11 protein-coding genes, 1 tRNA gene, 1 pseudogene and 1 CRISPR repeat array are annotated in these 16,173 nt (G+C 33.6%); of the genes and pseudogenes, 10 read left to right on the forward strand and 3 right to left on the reverse strand.

Going from position 1 to position 16,173, the window contains the following annotated elements:
* Positions 1-3 precede the first annotated feature (3 nt).
* Together HW120_RS09240 and HW120_RS09245 are read right to left on the reverse strand one after the other, a co-directional pair.
* Complete coding sequence (locus HW120_RS09240; protein ID WP_177736276.1) at positions 4-582, reverse strand: YdeI/OmpD-associated family protein; 579 nt, start codon at positions 580-582, stop codon at positions 4-6.
* A gap of 45 nt (positions 583-627) precedes the next feature.
* Positions 628-1,392, reverse strand: a complete 765-nt coding sequence (locus HW120_RS09245) for a LuxR C-terminal-related transcriptional regulator (protein ID WP_177733441.1) — start codon at positions 1,390-1,392, stop codon at positions 628-630.
* 112 nt (positions 1,393-1,504) lie between these two features.
* Here HW120_RS09245 and HW120_RS09250 point away from each other — a divergent pair, with 112 nt between their 5' ends.
* The 9 genes from HW120_RS09250 to HW120_RS09290 all read left to right on the forward strand — a co-directional run bounded on the left by HW120_RS09250 (position 1,505) and on the right by HW120_RS09290 (position 15,111).
* Positions 1,505-2,224, forward strand: coding sequence for a DUF3667 domain-containing protein (locus HW120_RS09250; RefSeq protein ID WP_177733443.1), 720 nt, complete (start codon positions 1,505-1,507; stop codon positions 2,222-2,224).
* A gap of 116 nt (positions 2,225-2,340) precedes the next feature.
* Positions 2,341-2,425, forward strand: a tRNA-Ser gene (locus HW120_RS09255).
* 560 nt (positions 2,426-2,985) lie between these two features.
* Positions 2,986-6,501, forward strand: coding sequence for a type VI-B CRISPR-associated RNA-guided ribonuclease Cas13b (cas13b, locus tag HW120_RS09260; RefSeq protein WP_177733445.1), 3,516 nt, complete (start codon positions 2,986-2,988; stop codon positions 6,499-6,501).
* Positions 6,502-6,613: 112 nt separating this feature from the next.
* Positions 6,614-7,243: direct repeats of the CRISPR family, unit length 36 nt; unit sequence GTTGTGACTGCTCTTATTTTGAAGGGTAAACACAAC.
* A 197-nt stretch (positions 7,244-7,440) separates the two neighbouring features.
* Positions 7,441-7,863: a hypothetical protein gene (locus HW120_RS09265; RefSeq protein ID WP_177733446.1), complete on the forward strand. Its 423-nt coding sequence runs from the start codon at positions 7,441-7,443 to the stop codon at positions 7,861-7,863.
* A gap of 942 nt (positions 7,864-8,805) precedes the next feature.
* Positions 8,806-9,003 carry a helix-turn-helix transcriptional regulator gene (locus HW120_RS09270; RefSeq protein ID WP_139999533.1) on the forward strand — a complete coding sequence of 66 codons (198 nt, stop codon included), beginning with the start codon at positions 8,806-8,808 and terminating at the stop codon, positions 9,001-9,003.
* Positions 9,004-9,007: 4 nt separating this feature from the next.
* Entirely contained in the window at positions 9,008-11,029 is a 2,022-nt protein-coding gene (locus tag HW120_RS09275) for an N-6 DNA methylase (protein ID WP_177733448.1), read from the forward strand.
* Between the two features lie 35 nt (positions 11,030-11,064).
* Positions 11,065-12,480 carry a restriction endonuclease subunit S gene (locus HW120_RS09280; protein WP_177733450.1) on the forward strand — a complete coding sequence of 472 codons (1,416 nt, stop codon included), beginning with the start codon at positions 11,065-11,067 and terminating at the stop codon, positions 12,478-12,480.
* Positions 12,481-12,487: 7 nt separating this feature from the next.
* The gene (locus tag HW120_RS09285) at positions 12,488-13,327 is read left to right on the forward strand and encodes a hypothetical protein (protein WP_177733453.1); all 840 of its coding nucleotides are present in this window, start codon (positions 12,488-12,490) and stop codon (positions 13,325-13,327) included.
* Between the two features lie 2 nt (positions 13,328-13,329).
* On the forward strand, positions 13,330-15,111 hold the full coding sequence (locus HW120_RS09290) for a DUF262 domain-containing protein (RefSeq protein ID WP_177733455.1): 1,782 nt from the start codon (positions 13,330-13,332) through the stop codon (positions 15,109-15,111).
* A 271-nt stretch (positions 15,112-15,382) separates the two neighbouring features.
* On the opposite strand, the gene HW120_RS17725 is transcribed toward HW120_RS09290, so the two are convergent.
* On the reverse strand, positions 15,383-15,490 hold the full coding sequence (locus tag HW120_RS17725; protein ID WP_246296969.1) for a hypothetical protein: 108 nt from the start codon (positions 15,488-15,490) through the stop codon (positions 15,383-15,385).
* 49 nt (positions 15,491-15,539) lie between these two features.
* Here HW120_RS17725 and HW120_RS09300 point away from each other — a divergent pair.
* Positions 15,540-15,653, forward strand: a pseudogene (locus HW120_RS09300) (AraC family transcriptional regulator); the annotation flags it as partial.
* Positions 15,654-16,173 lie beyond the last annotated feature (520 nt).

Here is a 16,173-nt window from a genome sequence, read left to right on the forward strand (position 1 = left end):
TGACTAATCTTTTAATCCTTTGCCTTCGAGAATTTGTGAGGTGTATTTCTCAATTCTTGATTCCCGGGTTTTGGATTGTTTGGGTGCGGCAAAATAAAGGAGATAGGCTCTTTGTCGTCCGGGTGTTAAGGCTTCAAATGCCGTTTTCAGAGCCGGCGTTTCGTTTAGTTTCTGCTGAAATTCGTCCGGAACGGTGAATTCATCCGTTTTTTTAAAGCGGACTTCCAATCCGGCGTTTTCCACTTCTATGGCTTCATAGATATAGGCTTTCAGGATGGTTTTCTGCTCCGTTATTTGCTGTACATTGGTAAACCGGATCTGGCGGGTAGCCTGTGTTTTTTTTGTTTGTTGTATCAGGATACCATCGGTATTGTGCAACAGCGCACCCTTGAAAAACAAAACGGCACAGTATTCTTTAAATACATGTAGTAAAACGATGTTGTTTTTCTGAAAGGTATAGCAGGGAGTACCCCATTTTAATTCTTCGGTAAGTCCGCATTCCAGTACAATCGTTCTCAATTGTTCCAGTTCTTTCTGCCATGTGTCGGCTTTATCAAAATAAAAATCAACTTTAGGGTCCATAGCGGTTACATAACAGGGTGCTGACCAAAGATACAAAAAACACTTTTAAATCAGTTTGTTGTTGATGGCATAGAATAAGGCTTCGGTAATGTTGCTGACCCCAAAGTTCTCAAAGATTTTACGCCTGTGGTATTTAACGGTATCGGAGGTTACAAAAGTCATTTCGGCAATCTGGTTGATGCTGTATCCCTGGGTGTATAGTCTCAGGATCTCGATTTCCTTTGGTGATAGTTTCTGTTTTTGTTCCACCAGCCACTCGCGGCTGCCGGTGTCCAGTTTCCAGATACTGCCGGAGCCTTGTTTGGAGATGATGATGTTTCCGGATTTCTGATTGTTTGAAAGGGAAACCACACAGATCGCTTTCCATATTTTTCCTTCATTCGTCAGAAAGACCGGGGTGAGCTTATGGCTGATGAGCATCGGTTTTCCTTTTTCATTGATCAGGCGGAAGTCGTAGGTGATGGTATAGCTTTTCCGGTCTTCATTATTGGGTAATTTATCAAAAAAGTTAAATCCTTCCGTGTTGATCACTGTGAGTAATTCAAGATCGTCCGGGTGAACATTTTTCAGGTAAAAATCATAACCGGATTCCTGAACTTCGGCCGGAGTATGGCCGCATAAAAACAGGGGATTGTCCGAAACGAATTCAAATACCATGTCTTTATAGTCGATCACGTAGATACTTTCATACGTTAAACGGGAAAAGGACCTGACAACTTCAAGGTAATTCTCAAGTTGAAACGATTCTTCTTTCGCAATACTTGAGATGTGATTTTTATCGGAAAACAGTATTTTTTTATTTCTTTCCATGGACGTTAAAACTACACTGAGGTGTAAGGTACAAATTAAATATCTTTCTGTACTTTGTACAAGATTATTAATGGATAATTATAGGTTTTAGGTAAGATATAAGAAGTAAGAAATGAGTAATTGTAAAAATTGTAAAAGTGAGCTGACCGGGAATTTTTGTTCCGATTGCGGACAGCCGGTAAATCTCAAACGAATAGATGCTCATTATATCCTGCATGAGATCGAACACGTGCTGCATTTTGAAAAGGGGATATTGTTTACGATAAAGGAGCTGATAATCAGACCCGGGCAAAACATCAGGGAGTTTATCACGGATAACAGAAGCCGGCTTGTTAAGCCGATACTTTTTGTTATTGTCAGCTCGCTGATTTATTCGATCATCAGTCATTTTTTCCATATCGAAGGTGGGTATGTGCAGCTGAAGGAGGTAAAGAATTCGGCATTGGTTGCTATTTTTGACTGGATTCAGAATCATTACGGGTATTCCAATATTATCATGGGCGTGTTTATTGCGGCCTGGGTAAAGCTGTTCTTCCGCAAATACCGCTATAATTTTTTTGAGATATTAATCCTGTTGTGCTTTGTGATGGGGATGGGGATGTTGTTGTTTGCTGTTTTCGCCATTGCCGAAGGTCTAACGAATATCAGTTTAATGCAGATTTCAGGAATGTTGTTTTTAGTTTACTGTTCCTGGGCAATCGGGCAGTTTTTTGATCCGGTCAGACCGGTAAATTATTTTAAAGCAGCGGCTTCTTATATCTTAGGGATGCTCTGTTTTACGATTACTGTAACGTTTTTAGCTGTTTTTATAGACCTGGTTATAAAACGGTAAAAGAAGGGAAGTTTTATAAGGGAGCAATTGGCGTATTTTTTTGCCATAAAAAATTTGCAGAAATAAAAAAGCTTTCTATATTTGCAACCGCAATCAGGAAATGGTTGCGATGTATTGGAGAAATGGCAGAGTGGTCGATTGCGGCAGTCTTGAAAACTGTTGACTGTAACAGGTCCGGGGGTTCGAATCCCTCTTTCTCCGCAACTATCTTCTGAATAATGAAGAAAACGCAAATGTAGCCCTTAGATTTTTAATCTCAGGGCTTTTTCTTTTGTAAACGTGGTAATGACAAATGGTGACAATTTAATGAAAAATTGTTCTTTTAAATCGTTACAAAATCGTTACCATTGATTGGGAAAGGTGTTGTAACTAATACATTTGCAAAGCATTGTAAAATAAAGTTTTGGAGTCTCACTCTCCGCTTAATAGTCAGACACTTGTCTGCCAAATCAAGAAAGCGCCTTAATGAAGTAATGTGTTAAGGCGATTTTTCATTGCTTTAAGTCTAATCAAACTTACGGTACAAAAACATTTTTTTGATAAATACATTACTATATAAAAGCTAGTTTAAAAGAAAATAATTTCCTGATTAAGATTCAGTTTGTTAATAATGGTTTGATCTTTCTTGTAACAACAGTATAAGCCTCAGTTTTACTATTTTATTTTTGCTTAAATCGACTTTATTAAAAGTTATCAACTTGTGAATATTGAATTAATTTATTTTATAATTTGCCTCTTTTGTAATTTAAAAATGGTAAAACATGGAGGGAATTGTACTAAAAAATAATAAAATAGAATTCGATCACTCTTTACTTAAAGACAAACACTTTTTCGCAGGTTATCTAAATTTAGCACAGAATAATATAGACCAGGCACTTGAGGCTTATAAAGTACGCTTTGGTGTAAAGGCAAATGAAAAGGATAATTTTTCCGTAATTGATAATTTAGATATAAAAAAATTATCTGAACCGGATTACATAAACCGTATTGATTTTTTAAAACTGCATTTTCCAGTAGTTGGTTATTTAGATTTACCCGTAACAAATGACCTCTTTAAAAATGAAATAGACAAAAATTTAGCTAGAAGATTATATTTCAAAGAAAATTTCAAAGTGTTAGTCAAGACTATTGATTCTTTGCGTAATTTTTATACTCACTATTATCATAAATCATTACCGTTTGATAAAAAGCTGTTTACATTAGTAGATGAAATCTTTTTACAGGTAATACTAGATGTAAAGCGTCTGAAGAAAAAAAATGATCATACCAGACAATTTTTAAAACAAAGCCTAAAAGAAGAATACCCTATACTTTTCAATTTAAAGAAAAAGGATTTACAAGATAAAAAGGCGAAAGGAAAAAAAGTTAGCCTGGATACCGTAAGTATTAATAATGCTGTTTTTAACGATGCTTTCTTTCATCTGCTATACCAAAAAGATCAGTTAAATCCGTTTTATAAATCGGCTTTGCTTGATGGGGAACATTATGAAAATACAATCTCCATATCTCAAAACGGACTCCTTTTCTTATTAGGGATGTTTCTGAATAAAAAAGAAGGTGAAGATTTACGATCGCAAATAAAAGGTTTTAAAGGCAAGGTGGTTAAAGACCACCCCGAATTTCCTAATGCCAAAAATAATAGCTTCCGTTTTATGGCTACCCATTGGGTGTTTTCGTATTTAGCCTTTAAAGGGATACGGCAAAAAATAAGTACCGCATTTGACAAAGAAACGTTGTTAATACAGATAGTAGACGAATTGAGCAAAGTTCCCGATGAAGTTTACAACAACCTTTCGTTTGAAAAACAACAACAATTTGTAGAAGACATTAACGAATATATAAAAGAAGGTAATGAAACGGAAAGACTAAACGATGCTATTGTGATACATCCGGTGATTCGAAAGCGTTATGAAAATAAGTTCAATTATTTCGTATTGCGCTATCTCGATGAATTTGCCGGTTTTCCCTCGTTGCGTTTTCAGATTCATTTAGGAAACTATGTACATGACAGACGAATTAAAAATATAGCCGGTACTAGTTTTGAAACAGATCGTATCGTAAAAGAAAAAATAAATGTATTTGGTAACCTTTCAGAAGTCGGTAATTTAAAAGCAGATTATTTTGAAAAAAATGAAGCATTAGCTACCGATTCCGGTTGGGAAATCTTCCCTAATCCTTCGTATAATTTTGTATCGGAAAACATTCCGATATTTATAAACCTACAGAAAAGTAAAGTTCCTGGTGCTGCTAAATTATTTGGACAAATAAAAAGTAAGCAGATTAAAGTAGAAAAAGAGGATGGCAATCAAAGAGCTGAAAGCAAGTATACCAAAGAACAAATGACCACTCTTATTGATCCCAACATTAAAGGGCAAACCTTCGAAAAGATATATATTGGTCCTCCAACAGCCATGCTTTCGTTAAACGAATTACCGGCATTGTTGTATGAATTACTGGTTCGTAAAGTATCTCCAGAAGCCATTGAAAATACAATGATTCAAAAACTAATGGATCGTTTTTCTACAATCGAAAAATATGCCCCATCCGATAAACTTTCGGCATCCCAAATCACTAAAAATTTAAGACGATCAGACGTAACGGAGAAAATCGACACTGAAAAGTTACAACGTTCAATTGAAAAAGAAATAAAAATTTGTGACGAAAAACTAGCAACTATCAGTCAAAACAGAAAAGATACAAGAGTACCTCATCATAAACGGATGTTTATTTTTACCAATAAAGAACTGGGTAGTGAAGCTACATGGCTTACAGACGATTTGATCCGTTTTATGCCTAAAGATGCCCGCGAAAATTGGAAAGGCTACCAACACAGTCAACTACAACAATCCCTTGCATATTTTAATCAGAATACCCGCGAAGCTTTTTCGTTATTACAATCGGTTTGGGATTTCAAAGACACCAATTACAACTGGAATAGCGGTATTCAAAAAGCCTTTATTTCCTGTAAACATTTTGATATGCTATTGGAAAGATACCTTAACAACCGAAAAGATACTTTAACGGCTATGTATGAAGGTGTCCGGTCATTTAGCTCCAATACAAAAATGTTAAAAAAACTGATTGAACAGCAAAACATATGGACGGTATTCAATAAAAGATTGTTTCAGATTAACCCAATTGATCAACAAAAAGAACGACTGTTGGCCAAACCACTAGTTTTCCCGAGAGGTATCTTTGATGAGAAACCAACTTTTATAAAAGATAGTAAACCTACAGAGCAACCAGAAGCCTTTGCCGACTGGTATCGCTATACCTATAAAGCGCACCCGTATCAGCGTTTTTATGAGCTTGAACGAAATTGCGACTTGCTTTTTGAGCAAAATCAATTGTCCAATGAATATTTTAGTACGAATAAAAAGAACTTGTCTAAAGCAGAACAATTAGAATTGTTTCAGTTAAAACAAGATTTAAAAATTAAAAAAGTAAAAAATCAAGATCTATTTCTTAAACTAATTGCAGAAGCTATTTATAACAAGACATTCGAACACGATACTTCCTTATCGCTTTCGGATTTTTACCTTACACAAGAAGAGCGCTTGGAAAAAGAAGCTAATGCTCGTAGGCAAAGTGAGCGTCAAAAAAATGATACTTCCGAAAATATTATCAAGGATAACTTTATCTGGAGTAAAACTATTTCTATTAAGGATGGACAAGTTTATGCCGAAAGTATCAAGTTAAAAGACATCGGTAAGTTTCGACGTTTTTTAAATGATTCAAAAGTAAAGACAATTCTTAGTTATGATCCCAATAGACGTTGGACAAAACAAGAACTGGAAGATGAACTTTCCATTAAACGGGACTCTTACGAAACCATACGACGTGAAGAGCTACTCAAAGAAATCCAGCTATTCGAAAAAAGTATACTCGAGAGCTATAATTTTGACGGGCAACAGCACCCTACAGATTTAGAGTATGAAAACAATCCTAAATTTAAGCACTATGTCGTAAATGGTGTTTTAAGGAAAAGAAAATTAGCTCCGGAAGATGAGATTCAGTGGTTATTAGATTGTACCGAAAAACAATTTGATAAATTGACACTAGCTGAATTAACCACCAAAACAGATACGATACAAAAAGCATTTCTTTTGATTATAATTCGAAATAAGTTTGCACATAATCAGCTCCCGAAGGGTATTTTTTATAGCTTGATAAAAAAGCATACTTATCCAGACGGGGTGGGGGTGTCAAATGATAAAACAGCTAGTAGTGTTATTTTAGAATTCACCCGAAGTGTAATAGCAATGTTTAGGGATTAGGTTAGGATTAAAAAATTGCTCTTTGACAAGACTGTTAATGTTTGAATATTCAAATTTTACATTTATAAAATATGTATTTTTCCCTTTAATGATAAGGCTTTTACAATATGAGGTTGTGACTGCTCTTATTTTGAAGGGTAAACACAACTACTCTACATGGTCTTTGTCTGTCTTTATCGTTGTGACTGCTCTTATTTTGAAGGGTAAACACAACTGCTTCGATAATTTTAGTTGTTATTAATTTGTTGTGACTGCTCTTATTTTGAAGGGTAAACACAACTGAAAGCGCATGATAATTTACAGCCGGTTCGTTGTGACTGCTCTTATTTTGAAGGGTAAACACAACAATGATTATTAATCTTAAAACTATCAAAATGTTGTGACTGCTCTTATTTTGAAGGGTAAACACAACAATGATTATTAATCTTAAAACTATCAAAATGTTGTGACTGCTCTTATTTTGAAGGGTAAACACAACCTGTCAATTGCTGTTGCAATGAGGCATTTTGTTGTGACTGCTCTTATTTTGAAGGGTAAACACAACCTTCATGTGATTTATTTACGAGTTTTAAAGGTTGTGACTGCTCTTATTTTGAAGGGTAAACACAACGTTGCAGCTGTGTTAGCTGTAATTGCTTCAGTTGTGACTGCTCTTATTTTGAAGGGTAAACACAACCTGAAAGGTCAAGGGAACCCCCAACAGTCAGTTGTGACTGCTCTTATTTTGAAGGGTAAACACAACATAAAACCAATTGGGGCGGATATAGCTGGCGTTGTGGATATGCTAACTCCACGCTAAGTTAGCATATCCATCGTGCCATTAAAACTAAAAACTACAACCCTAAAAAGTTGTAGTTTTGTTTTTAAGGATATGTGATTTAGTGAGCACGGATTGTAAATCCGCGCTACCGGGGGAGAAAAAAACAATCAAGATAATAGATGATAAAAAGATTGCAAAATAAGCGTATTAGATTAGGTATAGTTTCAACAGTTTTCTTATTTGTTGGCTGTAAACAAAATCAATCGAAAGCATTGTGTGGAACATGGTCAATAAAAGAAATGACTGTTAATCAGAAAAATTTCGCACCATATTTATATGTCAATACATTCAGTCTTCATTGTAATGATAAGTCAGCGTGGTTTCATGCTTCATATTTTTTTGAAAGTGATAAGTCAGCACATTGGGAAATTGTAGAAAATAAAGGAGTCATAGATTCCATTAGAATCAAATCAAAAATTAAGATTTACAACGACAATTTTAGTGTTAAAATTGTAAAATCAAATGAAACAGAGCAGTTTCATTTAATCATGGAATCTAAAAATGTATATATAGCGGCGTATAAGATTATAGATGATTATTAGAGTTATTTCCGGTGGCGCGGATTTGTAATCAGTGCAGTCTTGATATGCAAACAAAAACTGGAGAAATAGTTAAGCTGCATTTTTATATTTTTTTAGCTTTTTATTTATCACATCTGAAAATTTTCCTACTCTTGACAAACTAGGTCTGCCATAGTTTAATGCATGTTCTTGCTCGAATGGATCAGAAAGGTATCAATGAGTAGCTTTGATCTAATAATATTATTATATTTGGACTGAGTTGTTTTAAGTCAGAAATGTGACAACAACTGCCTAATGATGACAGTAATTTAGTTACCAAATCGTTACCATTTTATTTGAAAATACAGAAAAGCTTGTAAACAGGGCGATACACGAAGTGGGGGGCATACCCTCTTTCTCTTGCTTTATGGGAAGTATATTAATAGGCTCACTTAACACTGGATATGCAAACAAAAAGTAGAGTAAAAGTTAAGCTACATTTTATGCATAGTTATTTTTTACGACATTCTTTCATCCGCCAAATTTAAGTTTTTGTTCTTAACTCTAACTCCACGCTAAGTCAGCATATCTATTTTCTGTAATGGTATCATCGTAAACCAATCCGAAAAGATTATTACGGTTTATTATTTTTATAGCTTCCATTTTTTGGACTTTGTTTGATTGTTATTTGTAGTTTGAGCATTGATATTTGCGCCAGATGCAACGGTAATTAATGCTATTATTGATACTTTAGATGTTTCATCTCTTTCTTTTCTGTTGATACAAGTTCCGGCAAATAGAAAGTTTTTCTGTGATACCGATTACGGTTTTGATAACCATTTTTACGGATTGAGATTAGCTTGGACTGATTTGTATAAATTGGTTATAGAAAATATGTGCTCATCATTTTCATTATATACAATTATTCATCCACTCAAAATAATTGCTTATATTTAACACCAAATGTTAATTTAATAACATCAAATGAAAATCAATAGATTAAAAATTGTATTGGCAGAAAAAGATAAAACCAGTAAATGGTTGGCAGAGCAGTTGGGTAAAAGCGAAGTAACCGTGTCAAGATGGTGTACCAACGAAGTGCAACCCACGTTGGACACAATGACCCAAATAGCCCAATTGTTAAAAATCGACATCAAAGAATTGTTGCACTCAACCCGATAATATTATGAGCATTTTACAACAGATACTAAAAGAAACCAATTATAAAATTTCTCAATTTTCTGAAGAACAGATAAAAACTTTGGAAAGAGAAATAATCTTCAAACAAGACAAAAAAGGAAACAATATACCATACACTACTTGTCTTGTACGCAGAAAAGAAATTGTACTGAAACCCGAAGAAGCCGTTCGTCAGTTATACTTATTGAAACTGCATCAGGAATATGATTATGCCTACGAGCGTATGGAACTGGAGTATGCCGTAACTTTTGGTAGAGAGAAAAAACGTGCAGACATAGTGGTTTTCGACAAGGTAGATAGCCGTGCTGTTTACATCATGGTGGAGATAAAAAAACCGAAACTAAAAGACGGTAAAGAACAATTGCACTCTTATTGCAACGCTACAGGTGCACCGATAGGTATTTGGAGCAATGGTGAGAGTATTTCCTACTATCATCGCAAAGACCCAAATTATTTTGAAGATATTCCTGCAATTCCAAGATCAGGACAAAAGCTTTCTGAAATCTTAAACGAACCTTGGACTTTAGAAGACCTCATCAAAAAAGATAAACTCGTAAACGAAAAAAAATCGTTGAAAGATTTGATTTTAGAAATGGAGGACGAAGTGTTAGCCAATGCGGGAGTAGATGTTTTTGAAGAATTGTTTAAATTAATTTTTACCAAATTATTTGACGAAATGGAAAGCGGACGCAACAAGAACCGTTACCTTGAGTTTAGAAATAATGGCGATACCGAAGCAGAGCTAAAAGAAAAAATCCAAAAATTATTTAATCGAGCCAATGATAAGTGGCAAGGCGTATTTTCTAATGAAACCAGAATACAACTCTCACCATCGCATTTAAGCATTTGCATAGCATCTTTAGAGAAAGTAAAATTATTCAATAGTAATCTTGATGTCGTAGATGAAGCCTTTGAATACCTCATAAACAAAAGCAGTAAAGGCGAAAAAGGTCAATATTTCACACCTCGCTATGGCATAGATATGTGTGTACGAATGCTAAACCCAAAAGAGAGCGAAAGTATGATAGACACTGCTTCAGGAAGTTGCGGTTTTCCGGTACATACTTTTTTTTATGTCAAAAATCAAATACACAAAGAAGAAGGCATTGTAGATGATGAGATGATGACCACCAAACCACCCATACCAAGGGTTTTGGACTATGTGCAAAACAATGTATTTGCCATAGATTTTGACGAAAAAGCAGTACGTGTGGCTCGTTGCCTAAACCTGATAGCTGGTGACGGACAAACCAATGTACTACACCTCAATACGCTAGACTACGAACGCTGGAACGAAAAAACCAAAGATGAAGACTGGATAGACACCTATGGAACGGGTTGGAAAAACATACGCAGGTATCGCAAAATAAAAAGCGAAACCAAAGAAAACCAAAGCTACGTAAATCGTGATTTTGAGTTTGATATACTCATGGCTAATCCACCTTTTGCAGGTGATATAAAAGAAAGTAGAATATTGACCAAATACGAACTGGGCAAAAAGCCAAACGGTAAATATCAAACAGCAGTAGGCAGAGATATATTGTTTATAGAACGCAACCTCGATTTTTTAAAACCCGGAGGCAGATTAGCTATTGTGCTGCCACAAGGACGCTTTAACAATAGTAGTGACAAAGCCATACGTGAGTACATAGCCGAGCGTTGCCGTATATTGGGTGTGGTAGGTTTTCATGGCAATTTTTTTAAACCGCATACCGGTACCAAAACCTCGGTTATATTGGCTCAAAAATGGAACGATGACCCACAAGCCGGAGCATTGTGTCCGAAGAAAGAAGATTACCCCATATTTTTTGCTACCATGCAATCGCCTAGTAAAGACAGCAGTGGCGATAAGATATATGTAAAAGATGCCTACGGACAAGATGCCTTAGACAAACACGGACACAAATATGTACACCACGACCTTTTTAACCATGACGGACTTACACAAGACGGCATAGCCGAAGCCTTTATAGAATTTGCCAAAAAAGAACAGCTAAGTTTTTTTTAGGTAGCCCTTTTAACGAAGCCAAATATAAGGCTTTGTTGGAAGGGCTAGAAGTAAGTGTTCTTAATTTGAGTGCGGTTAAAAATATTATTGATTTTAGAATTGATGCTAATACTTATAAAAAAGATTACTTAAGAACAGAACAAATATTAATAAACTTAAACTCGAATTCGATTGAAAACCTAACAAATTCGGTTCAAAATTTTGGAGCTTATTCATTGACTAACTATATTAATTTTACAGAAACTGGAGTACCTTTTTTGATGACAGAAAATATAAGACATAATTATATTAACTGGAATATTCAAAAGTACGTTGATGATGAAAGTCATAAAATGCTCTATAAATCACATAGCAGCAAAGGAATGGTATTAGTAACAATGGCTGGTGAATATTTAGGAAGGGTTGCTGTTTATGATAAAAATTTTGTTAGTAGTTCAAACCAAGCCATTGCAAAATTAGTAGTAAAAGAAGATAACAATGCTTATTTCATTTCAACATTTTTAAATAGTAAACATGGTCAAAATCAAATAAACAGATTAAAAACCATAACAGGTCAGCCGAACATTAATATGTCGTTGATAAAAAGTTTGAAAGTCCCATTATTGTCTAAAATTTTTGAGACTTTAATTGAAACAATTGTAAAACGTTCAGAAAATTTACGTGACCAATCCCAACAAACCTACGCACAAGCAGAGCAAATGTTATTAGAGGCTGTAGGATTGCAAAATTTTGAACCCAGCCAAGAAGCCGTAAACGTAAAAACATTTAAAGAAAGCTTTTTGCAAAGCGGTCGCCTCGATGCAGAATATTATCAACCAAAGTATGAGGAAATTATTGAGAAAATAAAAAAGTCAGATTATTTACAAATTAGTCAATTGGTTACTATTAAAAAGTCTATAGAACCAGGTTCTTCGTCATATCAAGTAGAAGGAATACCATTTATAAGAGTTTCAAATTTATCAAAATATGGCATTTCAAATCCAGAAATTCATTTAGATAAGAATGAATTTTCGGAAGTAATTAAGCCTAAAAAAGATACTATTTTACTATCAAAAGATGGTTCAGTTGGTATTGCTTATAAAGTGTCAGAAGATTTGCAAAGTATTACTTCAAGTGCTATTTTACATTTAACAGTTGATAACCCAAAAGTAAATGCAGATTATTTAACCTTGGTTTTAAACTCAAAACTTGTACAACTACAAGCAGAGAGAGATGCAGGTGGTTCAATCATTCAACATTGGAAGCCTTCTGAAATCGCAGAAGTAATCATTCCCATACTCGACACACAAACTCAAACCCAAATTGCAACTTGGGTACAAGAAAGTTTTAGCCTTAAACAACAAAGCGAACAGTTGCTCGATATAGCCAAGCGAGCCGTAGAAATAGCCATCGAAGAAAATGAGGAGATTGCAATGGCATATATAACAGCAAATAATCAAAAACTATTATAGAACGCTTATGGCAAATATATATTTAGAGAATTGGATTAAAAAGTCTGAATTAGATTTTTACACCATGTTTATCAAAACATGGTTACCGTTTAATGCATGGTATATGAACCAATTTTATGACGAAACTGCAAATCGCACTTCTGACAGAAGCATTATTGACCATATAAAAAATAATTCCAACCGCTATAGAGATAAAATTATTTCTTTGTTGCGAAATAATGATAATGACTCTATCGCTTTCAAAAGGTACATTAGCGATTTATATTACGAGTTAGAAGCGCACCCTATGCCAAATGAAGATGAGCGAATTTCATTTCATACTATCAATATTACAAAAAATGCAATTCCTCAGTACGTTGTGAGTTTTGGACAATTTGATTATAAAGTTGTATTTGATAATACTTTACCTAAAACAACTAAAAGATGGAAGTGTGAAATTTATAATAGGAGAACTACCAGAACCTTACATTTGGTAGAACTTTATCAATGGTCTTTACAAGAATTAAGTACAGAGCCTAATTACATTGCAATACCACATGAGAAGAAACAATATTTAGATGCATGTTTTCGTGAAATGAACCCCAGAAAACCTGAAATAATTATTGTACAACCAAAGCAAAATACAGACGGTAGCCACGGTTGCCCAGCTAACGCCATTACTATTGATAGTGTAAAACATCTTTATATTACCAATAATTATGAACAAGTAGCAAAGGTGATTATAGAGTTATTATACGAATTGCGGTGTAAACTGTTTCACGCAGAAATAGATCCCATTAACGCATATTTTGGCATATATGAGAATGCCTTTTTTATTCAAAAAAAATTAATTAAAGAGCTTATATAATTATGAGATTTTTAGAGGCAAAAGACAAAAGTTTGGCTGATGTATTGTCAAACAATCGTTTCAGAATAGATTCTTTTCAAAGAGAATATCGCTGGCAAAGAAAACATATCGAAGCCTTGATAAGTGATTTAGCAATTAGTTTTGATAAATCTTATCAACCAAACGACACCATAGAAAGCTATAAAGACTATGGTAGTTATTACATGGGGCCTATTGTGTTGTGTGACGATAACAAGGAGTTATCCATAGTAGATGGTCAGCAACGATTAACATCTTTCACTTTACTGTTGATTTATTTACTACATACGGTAGTTGATGAAGATATGAAAGCAGAAATAAAAAAACATTTATATGTTAGAAAAGGTGGAAAAAACACTCTGATTTTAAATGTAGAATCAAGAACAGAAACGATTGAACATTTAATAACAAACTCTCTAGAGGTTTTATCAGATAATGATACGATTCAAGAGTATAAAGAATTTAATAACACCAAAGATGAGTCTATAGGTAATATCATAGCCCGTTATGAAGATATTACCTTATTATTTCCCGAAGATTTTAAGCACCAAGATAAGCTACAAATTTTTATCGAATGGTTACTTAATCATGTTGTTTTAGTAGAGATTACAGCATTTAGCATGGAAAGTGCTTATACTATTTTTGAAACGATGAATGACAGAGGAATGAGCCTCAATCCAACCGAAATTTTGAAAGGTTATCTACTTTCAATGATTGATAACGAGGACAAAGGTGAAGAGATGAATGAGTTTTGGAAAGAACGCATTTTTGATTTAAAATCTGCAATAGGAGTAGATACAGATGTCGATTTTTTTAGAAATTGGCTTAGAGCAAAATATGCAGAAAGTAAAAGGTCAACGACTAAAGGATCAGAAAATTTAGATTTTGAGTTAATAGGTACACAATTTCACTCTTGGGTGAAAAATAACGCTTCAAAACTTTATCTGAAAAAATCTGATGACTTTTATTTATTTATAAAGTCGGATTTTAACTTCTACTCCAATCTTTATATAAATTTATTTAAGTATAAAAATTATAACAATGAAAATTTCAGAAGTTTATATATAACCAATTTTTATACAATTGCAGAGTCTTTAGTCTATCCATTATTTTTATCTCCCATATCAAAAATTGATGACAAGGAAAGTATCAGTAAAAAAATCCATTTAGTAAATAAATTTATAGACACCTATACTGTGTTTCGTTCTTTACTAAGTAAATCAATTACACAAAGCTCCATTAGAAATTTTATGTATGAATTGATAAAAGAAATTAGAAATACTGATTTTGACGAGTTGAATAGTATATTGAATCTTAAAGTTGGTGAAATTCAGGAAAATAGAAATAGAGTATATAGTAATTTGCAACCGATGAATAATTGGGGATTCTATCATTACTTCTTTGCACGGTTAATGTATTTTACTTCAGAAAATCAAGACTCAATCGATTTTCAGGACTTAATGCGTAGTAGAAAACAATCATCATTTATACTAGTTCCCATATTTTTTCAAAATGATTTTGAAAACGAAAATATAGATGAATCATCAATTTATATGCAACTTAATTCTGTTGCAAATCATATTTTAATAAGAAGATATGACTCCGATAAATATTTCTCAACAAAAATTAATAAACGAATAGATTTTTTAATAAAGCATAAGTATCTTCTAGCTAATGATGATATAAATTCACAAATCCCTATCTCTCAATTTATCCAAAACAGAGATAATGCAATTAGCAAATTATGTTTTGAAATCTGGGGATAGAAAATCTTTTTACAAGTAAATTAATTATAGGCTTAATGTGATTTATAGGAGCATTAAGCCTCCAAGAAACAGTAAAAGGCGTATTTATGATCACATCAAATTTTACCCCCGAAGCCGTAGAAATAGAAAAAACCTTCCAAAAAAATTGAAAGGTTCATATTCTTTTTATTCTCAAATCTATTTCCCAGCTCTTTTCTGCATTGCCTTCGGGTATCTTTCGCTTACAATTTCAATTTGGTTAAATGTATTAGCAATGTTCTGCAAATTGGTTTTACCTAAATTCACAACTGTACGTCTTACATTTTCCTGTAAAACGATGAATTTTTGTGGTACTGGGAATTGGAACGATAAACGGTTTTTGAGCTAGCAACCAAGCCAATGCAATTTGAATAGGTGTGGCTTCTTTTTCTGTCGCTATTGTTTTTAGTAAATCAATCAGTCAAATTGCTTATGATTTGGGCTTTAAACATCCACAACATTTTATCAGGCTTTTTAAACAAAAAACTGGTGCAACGCTGAATGAATATAGGAATTTGAATTGAAAATTATTTATTTTCGCATTTAAACACAATTTGGATATGTACCTACAGAACTAGCAGCCAAACAATCAGCCATCAGATATTTTTACCAATTTTTGGCTATTAGCTTCTGGTCAACAGTTTTGTCACGATAGATAAACGACACTATTAATCTAATTTATTTCACTCTGTCTAGAAATGTTAAAATAGGAACCAAGTGTTCGATTGCAACCCCTTTCTTCTTGATAGATTTTTCTTGCAAAAACATTGATTTTAAGTCAGGGCTTTTTTATTTGCTGTACTTTGCGGTTTTCTTCTCTAGTAAATAAAACCACTCTCTATTTTTTATTATGAATTCTATTTCAATACTTTAGTTTGTAAATTAGGTAAAAACACGTATTGTTTTGTTAAGTATAAATTAGTTTCTTTCGGGTTTCGAAATAAAGTCGTACAGCTTTTTACTAAATAAACAAGTAGAAATTTTCGTAAAAAACACTGTTTGCAGTAATTATTCACAACTTCTCAGAAGCAATATTAATTTAAT

Origin of the sequence: Flavobacterium inviolabile (assembly GCF_013389455.1) — a bacterium.
GTDB lineage: Bacteria > Bacteroidota > Bacteroidia > Flavobacteriales > Flavobacteriaceae > Flavobacterium > Flavobacterium inviolabile.

Bases quoted from the DNA above. Each gene is read 5' to 3' on its own strand.
- HW120_RS09285 (WP_177733453.1), top strand. From the start codon at position 12,488: ATGGCAAATATATATTTAGAGAATTGGATTAAAAAGTCTGAATTAGAT.
- HW120_RS09290 (WP_177733455.1), top strand. From the start codon at position 13,330: ATGAGATTTTTAGAGGCAAAAGACAAAAGTTTGGCTGATGTATTGTCA.
- HW120_RS09275 (WP_177733448.1), top strand. From the start codon at position 9,008: ATGAGCATTTTACAACAGATACTAAAAGAAACCAATTATAAAATTTCT.
- HW120_RS09250 (WP_177733443.1), top strand. From the start codon at position 1,505: ATGAGTAATTGTAAAAATTGTAAAAGTGAGCTGACCGGGAATTTTTGT.
- HW120_RS09265 (WP_177733446.1), top strand. From the start codon at position 7,441: ATGATAAAAAGATTGCAAAATAAGCGTATTAGATTAGGTATAGTTTCA.
- HW120_RS09240 (WP_177736276.1), bottom strand. From the start codon at position 582: ATGGACCCTAAAGTTGATTTTTATTTTGATAAAGCCGACACATGGCAG.
- HW120_RS09270 (WP_139999533.1), top strand. From the start codon at position 8,806: ATGAAAATCAATAGATTAAAAATTGTATTGGCAGAAAAAGATAAAACC.
- cas13b (WP_177733445.1), top strand. From the start codon at position 2,986: ATGGAGGGAATTGTACTAAAAAATAATAAAATAGAATTCGATCACTCT.
- HW120_RS09245 (WP_177733441.1), bottom strand. From the start codon at position 1,392: ATGGAAAGAAATAAAAAAATACTGTTTTCCGATAAAAATCACATCTCA.